Consider the following 16,359-nt stretch of genomic DNA (forward strand, 5'->3'; position numbering starts at 1 on the left):
GATCAGGAGTCGCACGTGCCGGACCAATCCCTGCTGCTGTCAGGCCTGAGCCGGCCGGAAGCCTACCCCCACCCGGTCGAAGATCTGCGCATCATCGAAACGCATATCTCCGCTGTATTCCTGACCGGCCGCTACGCCTACAAACTTAAGAAGGCGCTCAATCTCGGCTTTCTCGATTTCTCCACCCTTGAGCGCCGCAAACGCTTCTGCGAGGAAGAGCTGCGGCTCAACCGCCGCCTGGCGCCGCAGCTGTATATCGACGTCCTGCCTGTGAGCGGCACACCGCAAGCGCCGCGCATCGGCGGCGACGGCGATGCGCTCGACTACGTGCTGCGCATGCACCAGTTCGATCCCGACCGTCAGCTCGATCGCCTGCTCGAACGCGGCGTGCTGGACACCCGGATCATCGACCGCCTGATACCGATCATCACCCGCTTCCATGCCGAAGCGGAAACCGCTCCCGCCGACAGCGAGTACGGCTCTCCAGAGGCCGTGTTCGCTCCCATGCAGCAAAATTTTGACCAGTTGCGTCCGCTGATCACCGACCCGGCACAGACAGCCCAACTCGATCGCCTGGAAGGCTGGACCCGAACGCAATTCGAGGGACTGCTGCCACTACTCGAACAGCGCCGGACGGATGGCTACATCCGCGAATGCCATGGCGATATGCATCTTGGCAACATGACGCTGATGGGCGATGAAATCGCCGTCTTCGACGGCTACCCAGCGCTGAAGCTGATGCGTTTCTATCAGACCTACCGCGCGATGGTGCGCGCCAAGGTCGCCAGCATCCGTCTTGGTCAGGCCGGCCTAACCGAAGACGAGCGCATGCAGATTCTCGACGCCTACCAGCGCTACGCCGACTTGGCCGAAAGCTATGCCAGCCCGGTTCCCCCGGCGCTGCTGATCACGCATGGCTTCTCCGGCGCCGGCAAGACCACCGTCAGTGGACAACTGGTCGACGATCTCGGTGCCGTGCGTATTCGCTCCGACATCGAACGCAAGCGCCTGCATGGATTGGATACGCAGGCCCGCACGCATTCGCAGATCGACAGCGGACTCTACGACCCCGCCGTCATCGAACGCACCTACGAGCACCTGCTGCAGCTGGCGGGCGAAACCTTGCGCGCCGGCTACCACGTCGCCGTCGACGCCACCTTCCTCAAGCGGACGCAGCGCGACCGCTTCGCCGCCCTGGCCCGCGAACTCGGCTGCCCGTTCCTGATCCTTTCGGTTGAGGCCGACGATGCGACGCTGGAGGCCCGCGTCGAACAACGCAGCGGCGACGCCTCGGAAGCGACCACCGAAGTCGTTCGGCACCAGCAGCAAAGCGCCGATTCTTTGGCGCCCGAGGAATCCACCCTGGCGGTGGACAGCCTCACGCCGCTGCCGATACCTCGCATCCGCGAGCTGCTCAGCGGCTAAGCGCCATGCACCGACTGCGCAGCCTGTCGTTCGCGGCCTTTGCCGCCCTGCTGCTGGCGGCTTGCGCCGGCAGCCCCCAACGACCGGCTGCGCCCGCCAACGACGTCGGCGCGCGCATCGCCAACAACGCCTTGGCCCAGATCGGCCGCCCTTACCGCTACGGCGGCGATACGCCGCCCCAGGGCTTCGACTGCAGCGGGCTGGTGCAATACGCCATAGCGCAGGCCGGTTTCGACCATGTGCCCCGCACGGTCGCCCAACAATACCGTGCCGCCCATCGCGTAGCGCTCGACGCGCTACGCCCCGGCGACGTGCTGTTCTTCCGCTTCAGCCGCATACGTCCGACGCACGATGCCATCTACATCGGCAACAAGCAGTTCGTGCATGCACCGAGCAGCGGCGGCAAGGTTCGCCGCGCGTCGCTGGAAAATCCCTACTGGCGGCGCCACCTGCTCGCCGTCGGCCGCCTGCGCTAGCATCCCGTCCTGCAAATAACGTGCAGTTCTGAGTCTCCATACGATTTGTGGTCTAGACGCGTCGCGCGGGCAATATCCGTCGCCCTTGGCAAGCAACGCAGCGAGAAGCACGAACCATCTCGGTCCGCACAAAACCGGACACCCCGCCTCGGCGCGACTGAGCCCCGGATCAGCGCCTCCGACTATTGCGCCACGCGCTCGGACTCTTGCCCGTGACCCTGAGAAATTCGCGGTTGAAATTGGACTTCGTCAGAAACCCGACCTCGAACATCACTGCGCTGATCGGCTCATCTCCCGCCGCCAGCAACTCGCAGGCGGCCTGCACGCGATATCCGTTCACATACTGTGAAACGCTGATGCCGAACTGGCGATTGATGGCATTCGAAACCTGCCGGGCGGGCAAACCCAAGCGCCGCGAAAGCTTCCCCAGGTTGAGTTCCGGGTCGCGGAACAGTCCACGCTCGCGCATCGCCGCATCGATCATCACGGCGATATTGACCACCTCCTCCGAACGCGTATCACCGGAAACCGATTTCTCGTCCGGCGCGGCAGACTCGTCCGCCGCGGCAAGATCGGTTCCCGCGACGGCGACGCCCATGCCGAGCGCGAGCAGCACGAGTCCATCGGCGACGGAGACGATCAGACCTGCATGGACACCGCCATTGCGCGCGATGTCCATGCTGATCAGGACATCGGTCACGGCCGACCCGATCAGGGCGAATCCGGTGACCTGCATGGCCCGATGCGAACGCACGGCGCCGTCCAGACGCGACGAAACCAGTGCGTCGGGCCCTCGCCGCGCCAGCCACAGCAAACCCAGCCCATACCCCAGGTAAATCAGAATGATGAACGGCCCGATAGGGCCGCGCCATAGCGCCAGCATCAGTACGAGCACGACCGCGGGCAAGAGGTGCGGCCAGACATCACGCCCGCGTATCGCGGCGGACTCCTCCGTCAGCGTCCGGAAGAACACCCAGGTCAGCGGCGCAATGATGCTCGCCAGTACCGACATGAACGGCAGAACCTCGCGTGCCGCGTACCCCCAACGCAAGCCGACCAGTACCGATTGCAGCGCGTAAGCGAGAATCAACAGCTGGAACAGTCGGCTCCCCCGCTCTCCGGCCTCGTCCCGCGAAAGGGTCCGCAGCAGCAGGGTGAGCAGAAACAAGGTGACGACAAAGGGCAACGGAAGAAAAATCATCGGTACGCAGGCAAGTCGGCAGGCAGCTCGGCAGGCATTTTGACCGCGATCGTAATCGAGAACGTCCCGAATCGCGATCGAGGTCGCGCCAATCCCAACCTGCATCGAGGATTCCGGTTATCCGCGGCAGTCGCCGCGCAAACGGGAAGAACCGACATGAAATTCGCTCGCTCACTGTTCGCCGTATTCGCCGTCGCCGTACCCATTAGCGCCGGTTTCGCCGCAACGCAGCACAGCCTCGACATCTCGCACATCACCGCGGTCAGAATCACCGGCGCGGCCAGCCACATATCCCTGTCCACCACCAGGGGAAACTACCAGGCATCCATAGGGGCCCGTCACACGGGCTGGTTCTCCTGGTGGTATTCGAGTTGGTTCTTCAACGACTGCAGCACCACCAGCCGGATGTGGCTGAACGGAACTACCTTGCATATCCAGGTTACGCCGCAGCCGTCCCCCTCCGACTGTACGGTGGAGATCCAGGCCCGCCTCCCTGCGGGCATCGGCGTGTCAATCACCCAGCCAGCCGCGGATGTGCAGATGCATGGAAACTATGCTTCGATCCGAGTTCGCGGCGAAGCCGCAAATTTCTCCCTGACCGGCGATGTCGCCGAACTCGTCCTGCACGGCAGAGCATTGCACGCCCGGCTCAGGTACACCCGGGTTCGGCACGATGAAAGCGTGCGAATAGACGCCAACTCGCTCGCTGCCGACATTTCGTTCCCGCGCGGCACCCGCATCAGCTACGACGTACGGGCCCACGCCGCACTGGTCGACAGCGCACTGAGCAATACGCCCGGCGCACAGCCCGCAATCGCCATAACAGCCGACTACGTCATGGCGACCATCCGCTGAGGGGCATCCGCCGGTATACGCACCGCCCTTCTGAGCGCCCCCGCTAATGCGCCAGTGACTTGAGATCCATCTCCTGCAGGATCACCGTGGCAATCTCCTCGACCGACATGCGTGTGGTGTTCAGCGCCTTGATACCGAGCCGGCGGAACATCCGATCAGCCAGATGCAATTCGTGGCGGCACTGTTCCACCGAAGCGTAGCGACTGTTCGGCAGGCGCTCGCTGCGTATCTCGGAAAGCCGTTGAGGGTCTATAGTCAGACCATACAGTTTGCTTTTGTGGGCCAGCAGCTCCTCCGGCAGGCGTTCCTTCTCCAGGTTCTCCTCCGTCAAGGGCATGTTTGCTGCGCAGATACCGTGCTGCAGACCGAGGTAAAGACAGGTCGGCGTCTTACCGCAACGCGATGGGGCCAGCAAAATAACGCCCGCATTGGCATAATTGCGTGTTGACACACCATCGTCATGTGCCAACGCATAGTTGACCGCCTCGATGCGGCGATAGTACGTACCAGGATTGATACCGTGAGCGAGACCCATGGAGTGGGATGCCCGGGTGCCCAGCGTATCTTCAAGACGCGCGATAAAGGCATCGAAGAAATCGATGAACACTGCGTCGACCGCCTGCAGCAGCACGCGCACGTCGTCGTCCACCGCGGTGCTGAAAACCAATGGTTTTGCATGGCCGTTGCTACGCGCATACGCGTTGATGCGCGCCACGGCTTCGGCAGCCTTTTCGCGCGAATTGATGAAGGGCAGCGTAAAGCGCTCGAACTGCACCCCTTCGAACTGGGTCAGCAGCATGTTACCGAGGGTTTCGGCGGTAATACCGGTTCGATCCGAAAGAAAGAAGACACCGCGCGTCTGTTGCATGGGATAACTGCCTCTAGACTTCAATGAATGGTGCTTGGGCCTGATTTACTAACTAGGAGATGATAATGGGAACTCAGTACGTCCTCTGGTTCAACCAAGTGGGGATGAATGACGTCGGCCAGGTAGGCGGCAAAAACGCTTCGCTCGGCGAAATGATCAGCCACTTGAGCGAACTCGGCGTAAGCGTCCCCAACGGCTTCGCAACTACCGCCGATGCCTACCGCGAATTCCTCGCTCACGAAGGCCTGAACGCGCGTATTCGCGAACTGCTCGCCGCGCTCGACGTGGACGACGTCAACGCGCTGGCCGCCACCGGTCGCCAGATCCGCGAGTTGGTCATGGCACAGCCCTTCCCCGCTGCCTTCGAAACCGCAGTGCGCGACATGTTCGCCCGGCTCGAAACTGAAAGCGGTCCGGAACCCTCCTTCGCCGTGCGCTCCTCGGCCACCGCCGAGGACCTGCCCGACGCATCCTTCGCCGGCCAGCAGGAAACCCTGCTCAACGTCAGCGGCATTGACGGCATCATGGCCGCCATCAAGGAAGTGTTCGCCAGTCTGTTCAACGATCGTGCCATTTCCTATCGGGTGCATAAGGGCTTCGATCATAACGAAGTGGCGCTCAGCGCCGGCATCCAGCGCATGGTGCGCTCCGACATCGGCTCCAGCGGCGTCATGTTCAGCATCGACACCGAATCCGGCTTCCGCGACGTCGTCTTCGTCACCGCTTCCTACGGCCTAGGTGAAGCGGTCGTTCAAGGCTCGGTCAATCCCGACGAATTCTACGTCCACAAACCGACCCTGCGCAGCGGGCGTCCCGCGGTGTTGCGCCGCACGCTGGGCAGCAAAGCCTCGAAGATCATCTACGCCGGCGACGACCATCATGCCACGGTCGAGACCGTCGACACCGACCCCGCCGTGCGCCACGTGTTCTCGATCGACGATGACGACGTCGAGGCCCTGGCCCGCCAGGCGCTGACCATTGAGGAACACTACGGACGCCCCATGGACATCGAATGGGGCAAGGACGGCCACGACGGCAAGCTCTACATCCTTCAGGCTCGGCCCGAGACCATCCATGCGCACGGCGCGCAGTCGATCGTGCGCTACAGCATCGAGGACAAGCGCGAACGCAAGATCCTGGCCGAAGGCCGCGCCGTCGGAGACCGCATCGGCGCAGGCACCGTGCGCGTCATCCACGATCTGAGCGAAATGGATCAGGTACGCGACGGCGACATCCTCGTCACCGGCATGACCGACCCCGACTGGGAACCGGTCATGAAGCGTGTCGCCGCGGTCGTCACCGACCGCGGAGGACGTACCTGCCACGCCGCCATCATCGCCCGCGAACTCGGCATTCCCGCCGTGGTCGGCAGCGGCACCGCCACCCAGGATCTGGCCGACGGCGTCGAGGCGACCGTCTCCTGCGCCGAAGGCGACACCGGCTACGTCTACGCCGGCAAGCTGGACTTCGCCGTCGAGGAGTTCACCCTGGAAGCCATGCCGGAAATCCCGGTCAAAGTGATGATGAACGTGGGCAACCCGGACCGCGCCTTCGCCTTCGCCGGCGTTCCCAACCGCGGCGTCGGCCTCGCGCGTCTCGAGTTCATCATCAACCGCATGATCGGCATCCACCCTCGCGCCCTGCTCGAGTTCGACGCCCAGCCGGCCGATCTGCAGGAAGAAATCCGCAGCCGCACCGGCGCCTACGGCGACCCGGTCGAGTACTACGTCAAGCGCCTGGCCGAAGGCATCGCCACCATTGGCGCGGCCTTCGCACCGGAGCCAGTCATCGTGCGCCTGTCCGACTTCAAGTCGAACGAGTACGCCAACCTGCTCGGCGGCAGTCGCTACGAGCCCGACGAGGAAAACCCCATGCTCGGATTCCGCGGCGCCTCGCGCTACGTATCCGACGACTTCCGGCCGTGCTTCGAACTCGAATGCCGTGCTGTGCGCTACGTGCGCGAAACCATGGGTCTGGAGAACGTGCAGATCATGATTCCGTTCGTGCGCACCGTCGACGAGGCTCGCAAGGTCAGCGAACTGCTCGCCGAAAACGGACTCGAACGCGGCAAGCATGGGCTCAAGCTGATCATGATGTGCGAGCTGCCCAGCAATGCCTTGTTGGCTGACGAATTCCTGGAGTATTTCGACGGCTTCTCCATCGGCTCCAACGACATGACGCAGCTGACCCTGGGTCTGGACCGCGACTCCGGCCTCATCGCACACCTGTTCGACGAGCGCAACGCCGCCGTACGGCAGCTGCTGGGCATGGCCATCGAGGCCTGCCGCAAGGCCGGCAAATACGTCGGCATCTGCGGCCAGGGGCCGTCCGATCACCCCGACCTGGCGCAGTGGTTGATGGATCAGCAGATCGAGAGCATTTCGCTGAATCCCGACACGGTTGTCCCGACCTGGATGCTGCTGGCCGGACAGAAGGACTGATTCGGGAGAGAAGCCGCCCCGCCGGGCGGCGGGGCGGCTAAGTCAGGGCTAAGGATTGAACGGCAGAGGCGGAACAGCCTCTGCCGATAAGCTCAGGAAAACAGACTCGCGGCTCAACTGAACCAGTTGTCGCGCCGGCGCCGTGCCAGATGCGGCATCAACAAGCCGAGAACCAGACCCACTAGCAACACCCCGCCGCCGGCCATGAACCAACGCAGCAAGCCGGTATTCTTCAGTGTCTCGTTTTCGCTGGTTACCGCCGACAGCCGCTTGCTCAAAGTCGTGGTGCGCTGCTTGAGCGTCCGATTCTCGTCCGCCACGGCGACTGCATTCTTGGCGGTCTCACGCAGGTTGTTGTACTGCTTCTGCAGCGCATCGTAGCGCCCCTGGAGATCGGCTTCGGCCTGGGTCTTGGCCTTCAGCGCATCCTGGGTCTGCGAAAGCGCATCGGCCACCGACTTCAGCTTGGTATCGGCCTGATCCAGCGACTGGCGCGCCTGATCCAACTGCGCGCGAGCGGTGGGATGATTCATCAGATACCGTGTCAACACCCAACCCTGGGTACCGTCCGCTGTACGCACCTCGGTATACCCGGTCTGAGCATCCTGCTGAACAACCTGCAGTCGGTCGCCGGTACTCAGCATGCGCACGATCTGGTAGCGCAGTCCCGCCCCCTGGCGCAGGGTGACCTTGAACTGGTCCGTCACGTAGCGGACACTGCCGCTGGGGGTGACCACGGCCTGAGCTTGAGTGACTGTCGTATTGGCCGCCGGCGCGCCCGTATTGGCAGCCATTGCCGGCCCTGCGAACACCATCCCCATCAGCAAAATCCCGCTTTTTCTCATCATCTTCACCGGCTGCGATTCCATGCATTTGTCGACCGCCGGATACTAGCATAGGTCCGCCTTGCCGCTCAGGGACCCGGCGCCCGCTTTCTGCTAAACTCTGCCCCGCTCGCCCCGGTGGCACAGTTGGATAGCGCGGCCCCCTCCTAAGGGGCAGGTCGGGGGTTCGAATCCCTCCCGGGGCACCAACTTCGCGGAGCGTCTTCGCCCTCGGCTAGCGGGCGAAGACGACGCCCCCTAAGGAGGCGCTAATCTATTGCTGATGTGTCTTGTGCGCCGCGTGGAACATCCCGGAAGCCCTTCAGACCGAGCCGGCCGGCAAACTCAGCATTTTTATGACAGCTGCAACGGGGCATTTTCGGTCTCGGGGCACCCATTTCCCGATCCTCAGGCACACGTCTCCAGCAACCGCCTTCGGGCTAGTACGAGATTGGCCAGGCCGAACAGCGTATAGAGCTGCGCGGTGTTCTTGGCCAGTCCCCGGTAACGGATCTTGCGATGCCCGAAGCGCTGCTTGATCACCTGGAACGGATGCTCGACCTTGGCCTGCTCCAGGCGCTCGCGCGCCCGACCCAACGCATCCGATTCCTCGCCGTGCAGCAGCCGGTCGGCCTGCGTCACGTCACTGACCTCGGCCGAGGTGGCTACCACCGTGTGCACCCGCCCCGAGTCGGCATCCACGCCAATGTGCGCCTTCATGCCAAAGTGCCATGTCGATCGCGAGTCCACCATGCCGATGGCGCTGCTGTAGCCGGCTCCCGAGCAGCAGCCGGCGCGCACCATCCCTGTATGCATCGGCACCGTGCAGCACCCGCTGCTTTCGGCCTCGCGCTGCTACCGGCTCAGCCAGGCGATCGACCGGGCTGTCGAAGCCTACGACAGGTCGTGGTCATCGGCTCCGAAGGACTTCACACCGGCTCTACGGCCACTGGGCTTCATCAACAAGGATTTCGATCTCAGATTCATGAACTCCCTGATTACCGATCCGCAATGGGCTACACAGTATTCCAATGCCAATCTGGCAGGAAACGTCGCGTCGGAACCATCCATTCCAACCGCCACATCCCTATCTCCAGCACCGCCACCAGGTTGTTGGCGTTGGCACGACGACAATACGCCGACACGGCACTCACTCGGACGCCGTATCCTTAGCCCGGCATTTCCGCTTCCGGCCGCCATTCTTACCGCGCGGACATCGTTTCATGCCCCCGATCGTCGCCATCGCCCCATACATCCTGATATGCTTCGCACATTGAAATCGGGCCATCCCGCCTCGATGTTAAGAACAAGCGATTAGCATGCGACGGCCAGGGCCAAGCCGCCGGTCGTCACCAGGAGCGGCCCGGGGGAATCGGTCCCGCCGTGCCCCGACAAACCTTGTGCTGCGGAACCCATGCAGATCATGTTTTTCCTTTCACGCGCTTCTAAAGTACCGTACGCATACCTCGTCCCAACAGCTCCGGATACCGCGCCTGTCCGGTACGCGGCCTGAACGGTTCCCGCCCCGTGTCGCCGTACAAACCCCGCGCGCTGTTCGCGATCAGTTCGCTCGGACTCGGCCACGCCACTCGCAGTCTCGTGGTCGTCCGCGAATATCTGCGGCGAGGCTACGAGGTCACCATCGTATCCGCGGGCAATGCGCTCTCGTTCCTGCGCATGGAGCTGGAAGGCGAATCCAGCGTCGAACTAAGCGAGATGCCCGACTATCCGCCGCTCGAACGCGGCACCGGCTGGCGGCTCTATTACTACCTTGTTATCGACCTGTTCCGCACCTGGCGTGTGATCCACGGAGAACACCTCGCTGTGCAAGCCATGGCGGGCGAATACGATTTCATCTTCAGCGACGGCCGCTACGGTTTTCACAGCCGCGGGACACCTTCTTTCATACTCTCGCATCAGATCGCCTTCATGCCTCCCAAGGGGCTGCGCGAGACCTCCTGGCTGACGGAACATGTCAACGTCGCCGCGCTGTGCCGTTTCGATCGCCTGTTCATTCCCGACTACCCCGGCCCCAGCGCCAATCTGGCCGGCAACCTCGCCCACACCCCGACCCTGCACCGCTGCAAACATCAGTATGTCGGGATCCTGTCCTCCTATCCGCATCTGCGTATGGAACAGGACATCGACTATCTGTTCGTGATCAGCGGCTACCTGCTCGAACACAAGGGTTCTTTCGTCCAGACGCTGCTCGAACAGGCACGAAATCTCCCGGGCAAAAAGGTTTTCGTGCTGGGCAACGCCCAGGGCGACAGTCATCTCTACGACGCCTACCGCAGCGACGATCTCGACATACACGCCGTGGCCAGCGGCAAGCTGCGCCAGGAGCTGTTCAGCCGCGCTCGCTGCGTAATCTCGCGCGCCGGCTACACCACCGTTATGGACCTCGCAGAACACGATAAGCGCGCTCTGCTGATTCCCACCCCGAACCAGACCGAACAGGAGTATCTGGCCTACTACCTGAGCAGCCTTGAGCACTACGTCACCCGCGACCAGGATCAGACCAACGATCTTCCAGAGGCGCTGGAAGCCTGCCGGGAGACCCGCCTGTTCGAACCACCCTGGCGCACCGAGGAGTCGACCCAGCACATCGTCGACGCTATGGCCGGACTGCTGCGCAAACACTTCGTTTCGATCATCGTCCCCGCCCACAACGAGCAGGACGAACTGGCCGCCACCCTGCGCTGCCTGCTGGCGCAGCGCTACCCGGCCGAACGCATGGAGATCGTCGTCGTCGAAAACGGCTCCAGCGACGCCACGCTCGAGATCGCCGAACGCATTGCCGCGGAGGCCTCCAGCGAAGGACGTATCCGCGTGCTGAAGAGCGAGAAAGGCGTGTCCCGCGCCAAGAACGCGGGCCTGGCCGCGGTTTCGCGCGAATCTGAATGGATCGTGTTCTGCGATGCCGACACTCGGCTCGGCCCCAACTTCCTGCACCACCTCAACACTTGGCTGAACCGCCACAGCGACCAAGGTCTGAGCGTCGGCACCACCTCGGTACGGCCCCAGCCCAGCGACCGACTGTACGCGCGTGTCTGGTTCCGCAGCTATGACCTGATCCATCGGTTTACCAAGAGTTCCTATGCCATTCAGCTGGCCCGCACCCCGGTCGCCCGCGGCATCGGCTTCCGCGAGGATCTCAACTTCGCCGAGGACCTGATCTTTATCCGCGAATGCCGGCGCTATGGGCGTTTCTTCTTCGTCTCAACCGACCAGGTCGCCACCTCGACGCGCCGCTTCGAGAGCTGCGGTTACCTGCGCCAGAGTCTGCGCTGGCTGGTGGAAGCGCTCATGCCGCTGAAACTCAAGGCACATCGAAAATACGATGTCATTCGCTGATTTCAGCTCGCTCGATCAACTCCTGACCTTTCTGGCTCAACACCGCCAATGGGCCTACGTAGTCCTGTTTCTCGGCGCCTTTCTGGAGACCGTCATCCCGTTCTCGCTGGTGGTACTCGGCGAAATTTTCTTCCTATCCGGCTCGCTACTGGCCGGTATGGGCATACTCGACCTGTGGGGTGTCATGGCGGTGCTCTACATCGGCGGCATCCTCGGCGACAACGCCAGCTACTGGATGGGCTACTACTACGGGGCCGGGCTGTTCGAGCGCCTCTCCCACTGGCCGCTGATCGGGCGCCTAGTGCACGCCGAGAACTACGACAAGGGCGTCGAGTTCTTCCGCAAGCGCGGCGCGCTGGCGGTGTTCACTGCACGACTCAGCGGGCCGCTATCCTGGGTCACGCCGGCCATGGCCGGGATTTTCCGGCTCAACTACCTGACCTTCCTGCGTTTCAATACGCCAGCGGTGGTCATCGGCATCAGCGAATTCGTCATCATCGGCTACTTCTTCGGCAACCACATCCAGGACATCCTTTCCTGGATGCACGACTATGCTCCGGCCGCAGCGCTGGTGGTGGTCGGCATCGTCGCGCTGATCCTCATCGTCCGCCGCTACTTCAACTGGCGTGCGGAACTGGACCGCACCGAGGCCGAAATCGTCGACTTCATCAGCAAGCATTTCGGCCTCTCGCTGCTGATCATCGCCGTCGTGATCGCCGGCGTGCTGTACCTGATACGCCCCATCTGACCCCCACCATCCGCAAACGCTCCCCCCACACCCTCGACGAGCGGGGATCGGCCTCAACACCATTCGTCGCAACAAAGCGACCGTACGCACGCCATCGTACGCGGCGCACTCGTACGTCCGGCGTAAATTTCATATCCTGTAGCCATGCAAACAACGCCGTACCGCCTGCATGGCCACACTTCGCCAGCCTCTTGACACCCTGCACGAAGCCGCCGAGCGGCTCGGCGAGATCATCCTCGGCAAGACACCCCAGATACAGCTGGCTCTCGCCTGCCTGCTGGCGGGCGGACATCTGCTGATCGAGGATCTGCCAGGCGTCGGCAAGACCACGCTCGCGCATGCCCTGGCGCGCACCTTGGGCCTCGAGTTCCAGCGCGTACAGTTCACCAGCGACCTGCTTCCGGCCGACGTCATCGGGGTATCGATCTACGACCGCGAGGCAGGCGATTTCCACCTCCACCCCGGCCCGGTGTTCACGCAGGTTCTACTTGCCGACGAGATCAACCGTGCGACGCCGAAGGCACAGAGTGCTCTGCTGGAAGCCATGGAAGAGCAGCAGATCAGCATCGATGGGCACACTCATCACCTACCCGAACCCTTTTTTGTCATAGCCACACAGAATCCGGCCCAGCAACTCGGCACCTATCCGCTGCCGGAATCCCAGCTCGACCGCTTCCTGATGCGCATCAGCCTTGGCTATCCGGACGCCGCTGCCGAGCGCGCCCTGCTCGCCGGCAGCGATCGCCGCGCCCTGCTCGCCACGCTGAAGCCCGCCCTGAGTGCCGAAGGACTTCGTCAGCTGCAAACGGCCGCCGACAAGGTACACGCCGCCGGACCGCTGCTCGACTACGTACAGGCACTGCTGGCGGCAACGCGCAACGCGCCGCAACTGCGCCTCGGGTTGTCTCCCCGAGCCGGTCTCGGTCTGCTGCGCGCAGCCCGCGGCCTGGCCCTGCTGCGCGGGCGAGACTATCTCGTACCCGAAGACGTGCAGGCGGTATTCCCCGCCGTCGCCGGCCACCGCCTGCTCAGCCTGGACACCGACGCGCCCGTGCCGGAAGAAGCGCTGAAACAGCTGCTCGACCGTGTTCCCCTGCCCTGACCTGCAACCTCGCCGGCCATGAACTGGCTGCTCCGCTGGGCCGGCCCCCGCCTCGCCATCCGCGGCGAGCAGACCTGTTTCGACCGGCGCCGCCTGTTCATCCTGCCGACCGGCGCCGGGATCGCCTTCGCCGCGCTGCTGCTGATCCTGCTGCTGGTGGCGATGAACTACAACAACAGCATGGTGTTCGCCTTCACGTTCCTGCTCGCAGGCATCGGCGCCAACGCCATGTGGCAGACGCACCGCAATCTTCTCGGCCTATGTGTCACGCTGCACCCTCCGGCTGAGGTGTTCGCACGGCAACCGGGTTCGCTGCACCTACAGTTCGAATCCGGCGCCAGCACACGGCGAGCGCTGGAGATCGAATTCGAGCCGGCGGATGCACAGCACCTTCCCTCACTGGTAACCGTTGCGGGCAATGCTCAAGCCACCCTCGCGCTGCCCGCCATGCGGCGCGGCCTGCGACCGCTGCCCGTGGTACGGATTTCCTCGCGCTATCCCCTCGGCCTGTTCAGGACGTGGTCGCTGCTACCGTTTTCCACCCGTGTGCTCGTATACCCGCAACCGGCCAGTCAGGCACCGGCGTTGCCCAGCAGCCCGGCCACGGGAGGCGTTCGCGCCGGCCCCGGCACCAACGAAGAGGATTTCGAAGGGCTCAGGGACTATCGACCGACCGACCCCCCGCGCCGCATCGCCTGGCGCGCATCCGCGCGCAGCGACACCTTGCTCAGCAAATCCATGCACGCTGGCGCCGCGCCGCATGTCTGGCTGGATTGGAATGCACTGCAGGGCCACGATCCCGAAGAACGCCTGTCGATCCTGTGCCGCTGGATTCTCGACGCCGAACAGCTCGGACTGCGCTACGGGCTACGCCTGCCGCGGCGCACGCTCGAACCCGACCGCGGCACGGCCCACCGCCGCGAATGCCTGCGCCTGATCGCCCTGCACGGCGACATCGCATGAAGCGTCGGACGCCCGCAATCGCGCTTCCGCTCGATCAACGCCCGACGTTCGGCCTGCTGCTCGCGGTGCTCGCGTTCGCCGCAGTCCCGCTGCTGGCGCCGCTTCCGCCATGGGTTCCAGCCTCCGCACTGGGCCTGCTCGCCCTACGGGCATTAGCGCTCTGGCGCCACCGCCCCATGCCGCCGGGCTGGCTGCTCGCGCTTGCCGGGCTTGCCGGCGGCGTTCTCGTGTTCGCGCAGTTCCATTCGCTCAACGGCCGCGAGGCCGGTATCTCGCTGCTACTGCTAGGCTCTGCTCTGAAGGCGTACGAAGTACGCACACGGCGCGATCTGATCGTGCTGATCTACCTCGGCTATCTGCTGAGCCTCTCGCACTTCCTGTTCAATCAGTCGATCCCTTGGGTGCTCTACGCCCTGCTGTTGCTCACCACACTCACCGCCCTGCTCGCACGCCTTCACGCCGGTCCGCAGCCGCCAAGCTGGTTCGTCCTGAGTCGAAACGGAGTATTCAGGCTGCTCGCCGCAGCGCCGCTCATGCTGCTGCTCTTCGCCCTTTTCCCGCGCATCGAAGGACCTTTGTGGGGACGGCCGGCGCAGGACAGAACCGCGGTCACCGGGCTTGCAAACGACCTTGCGCCCGGCAGCATCGCACGACTGGTACAGTCCCAGGCCGTCGCCTTCAGAGCGACTTTCAACGCCTCGCCTCCGCCGCCCGAGCAACGTTACTGGCGCGTACACGTCATGAACCACTTCGACGGCCGACGCTGGAGCGTGTCGCCCACCCTCACCGGCCCCGGACGGCTCCGGCCGGAAGGCGCGCCGCTGCGCTACAGCCTGCTGCTGCAGGCCAGCGGCCAGCGCTGGATACCGGCGCTGGACATGCCGGACAGCCTGCCCCCGCAAACCCGCCTGGGCAACGGCCATACGCTGAGCACCGCGCATCCGATCGAGCGCACGCGCAAGTTCGACATGAGCGCCATCAGCCGCTACGTGCTCGCCCCGTCACTGTCTCCCACGGTCCGGCGCGCCGATCTGCAACTGCCGGCTGGCAGTGCGCCGCGCGCACGCGCTCTCGCGCAGCAGTGGCGCCAGGAGGATTCTGCGCCACAGGCCATCGTCGACCGCGCCCTGCGCTACATACACGACCAACCTTTCTACTACACCCTGCAGCCGCCGCCGTTGCATGGCGACGTTACCGACGCCTTCCTGTTCGGCACCCGCCGCGGCTTTTGCGAACACTACGCCAGTGCGTTCACCGTGCTGATGCGGGCTGCCGGCATTCCTGCCCGGGTCGTGACCGGCTACGCTGGCGGCGAGTGGAATCCGGTCCTGCACTACCTGCTGGTACGCCAGTCCGACGCCCACGCCTGGGTCGAGGTATGGCTGGCCAAACGCGGTTGGGTGCGCATCGACCCGACCTCCGCCATCGCCGCCGACCGCGTCCAGCAGGGCGTCGCCACCGGCACCGCGCAGGCTTTCGCCTCTGGAAGCGGCGCATCGGGCGCACTGCAACGCTGGATCGGCAGCCTCAGCATGAGCTTGGACAGCGTGCAGTACTTCTGGGACAGTTGGATCGTGGCCTTCGGCCCACAGCAACAACGCGCCTTCCTGCATCGCCTGGGGCTGCAGGCCGACTGGTTTCACCTCGGCCTCTACATGACGGCAGGCACCGGCCTGCTCGCCCTGCTGTGGCTTGGCGCCGGCCTGCTGCGCAGGCATCGCCCCCGCACCGACGCACCGACACGACTCTACCGGCGTCATCTGCGCAGACTCGCTCGCCTCGGGCTGCGGCCCGCCGACGGCGAAGGCGCACTCGACTTCGCCGAACGCGTCGCCCATCGCCAGCCGCGCGAAGCCGACCATGCCCGGCGCATCGCGGCGCTGTACGCCGAGGCGCGCTATGCCGGTGGCGACAAGCCACAGCGCGAACGCCGTCTGCGGCTGCTGGCCGAAGCGCTGGACAACCACTCTTCCAAGAAATGAGGACCCCGTCCGTGCGGCCGATGCTTCGCGCGCCTTGCAGCTCATACCGGCGCGCAACGCCCGGCTGAGACTCCAAGGCCGGAAACAAAGAGGCCCGCACTCTGGCGGGCCTAGTTA

The 16,359-nt window shown here is 64.1% G+C and carries 12 protein-coding genes, 1 tRNA gene and 1 pseudogene; 10 read left to right on the forward strand and 4 right to left on the reverse strand.

Going from position 1 to position 16,359, the window contains the following annotated elements:
- Nucleotides 1-15 precede the first annotated feature (15 nt).
- Both P8014_RS03725 and P8014_RS03730 read left to right on the forward strand, forming a co-directional pair.
- The gene (locus P8014_RS03725) at nt 16-1,425 is read left to right on the forward strand and encodes an AAA family ATPase (RefSeq protein ID WP_337815964.1); all 1,410 of its coding nucleotides are present in this window, start codon (nt 16-18) and stop codon (nt 1,423-1,425) included.
- A gap of 5 nt (nt 1,426-1,430) precedes the next feature.
- Entirely contained in the window at nt 1,431-1,901 is a 471-nt protein-coding gene (locus tag P8014_RS03730; protein ID WP_337815965.1) for a C40 family peptidase, read from the forward strand.
- 169 nt (nt 1,902-2,070) lie between these two features.
- On the opposite strand, the gene P8014_RS03735 is transcribed toward P8014_RS03730, so the two are convergent.
- The gene (locus P8014_RS03735; protein WP_337815966.1) at nt 2,071-3,102 is read right to left on the reverse strand and encodes an AraC family transcriptional regulator; all 1,032 of its coding nucleotides are present in this window, start codon (nt 3,100-3,102) and stop codon (nt 2,071-2,073) included.
- A 156-nt stretch (nt 3,103-3,258) separates the two neighbouring features.
- Between P8014_RS03735 and P8014_RS03740 the strand changes: the two genes are divergently transcribed.
- Nucleotides 3,259-3,957 carry a hypothetical protein gene (locus P8014_RS03740; RefSeq protein ID WP_337815967.1) on the forward strand — a complete coding sequence of 233 codons (699 nt, stop codon included), beginning with the start codon at nt 3,259-3,261 and terminating at the stop codon, nt 3,955-3,957.
- Nucleotides 3,958-4,000: 43 nt separating this feature from the next.
- On the opposite strand, the gene P8014_RS03745 is transcribed toward P8014_RS03740, so the two are convergent.
- Complete coding sequence (locus P8014_RS03745) at nt 4,001-4,825, reverse strand: pyruvate, water dikinase regulatory protein (protein ID WP_337815968.1); 825 nt, start codon at nt 4,823-4,825, stop codon at nt 4,001-4,003.
- A 65-nt stretch (nt 4,826-4,890) separates the two neighbouring features.
- On the opposite strand from P8014_RS03745, the gene ppsA reads away from it, so the two are divergent.
- Entirely contained in the window at nt 4,891-7,266 is a 2,376-nt protein-coding gene (gene ppsA, locus P8014_RS03750) for a phosphoenolpyruvate synthase (RefSeq protein ID WP_337815969.1), read from the forward strand.
- Nucleotides 7,267-7,379: 113 nt separating this feature from the next.
- Here ppsA and P8014_RS03755 read toward each other — a convergent pair whose 3' ends face one another.
- Entirely contained in the window at nt 7,380-8,060 is a 681-nt protein-coding gene (locus P8014_RS03755; RefSeq protein WP_337815970.1) for a TIGR04211 family SH3 domain-containing protein, read from the reverse strand.
- Between the two features lie 162 nt (nt 8,061-8,222).
- Here P8014_RS03755 and P8014_RS03760 point away from each other — a divergent pair.
- Nucleotides 8,223-8,299: transfer RNA gene (locus tag P8014_RS03760), tRNA-Arg, on the forward strand.
- A gap of 199 nt (nt 8,300-8,498) precedes the next feature.
- Here the strand turns inward: P8014_RS03760 and P8014_RS03765 are convergent.
- Nucleotides 8,499-8,828 (reverse strand): annotated as a pseudogene (locus P8014_RS03765) (transposase); the annotation flags it as partial.
- 789 nt (nt 8,829-9,617) lie between these two features.
- On the opposite strand from P8014_RS03765, the gene P8014_RS03770 reads away from it, so the two are divergent.
- The 5 genes from P8014_RS03770 (at nt 9,618) to P8014_RS03790 (ending at nt 16,242) form a co-directional block, all read left to right on the forward strand.
- Nucleotides 9,618-11,447 (forward strand): glycosyltransferase, encoded by a 1,830-nt coding sequence (locus P8014_RS03770; RefSeq protein ID WP_337815971.1) that lies wholly within the window; start codon nt 9,618-9,620, stop codon nt 11,445-11,447.
- A complete protein-coding gene (locus tag P8014_RS03775) occupies nt 11,434-12,195 on the forward strand; it encodes a DedA family protein (protein ID WP_337815972.1) in 762 nt (253 codons plus the stop codon). Before P8014_RS03770 ends, P8014_RS03775 begins: the two co-directional genes overlap by 14 nt.
- Nucleotides 12,196-12,364: 169 nt before the next feature.
- Entirely contained in the window at nt 12,365-13,297 is a 933-nt protein-coding gene (locus tag P8014_RS03780) for a MoxR family ATPase (RefSeq protein WP_337815973.1), read from the forward strand.
- Nucleotides 13,298-13,315: 18 nt separating this feature from the next.
- The gene (locus P8014_RS03785) at nt 13,316-14,260 is read left to right on the forward strand and encodes a DUF58 domain-containing protein (protein WP_337815974.1); all 945 of its coding nucleotides are present in this window, start codon (nt 13,316-13,318) and stop codon (nt 14,258-14,260) included.
- A complete protein-coding gene (locus tag P8014_RS03790) occupies nt 14,257-16,242 on the forward strand; it encodes a DUF3488 and transglutaminase-like domain-containing protein (RefSeq protein WP_337815975.1) in 1,986 nt (661 codons plus the stop codon). The genes P8014_RS03785 and P8014_RS03790 overlap by 4 nt, the downstream gene beginning before the upstream one ends.
- The last annotated feature ends 117 nt before the right edge of the window (nt 16,243-16,359 follow it).

It is taken from the genome of Acidihalobacter sp. (assembly GCF_037381185.1).
Classification (GTDB): Bacteria; Pseudomonadota; Gammaproteobacteria; order DSM-5130; family Acidihalobacteraceae; genus Acidihalobacter_A.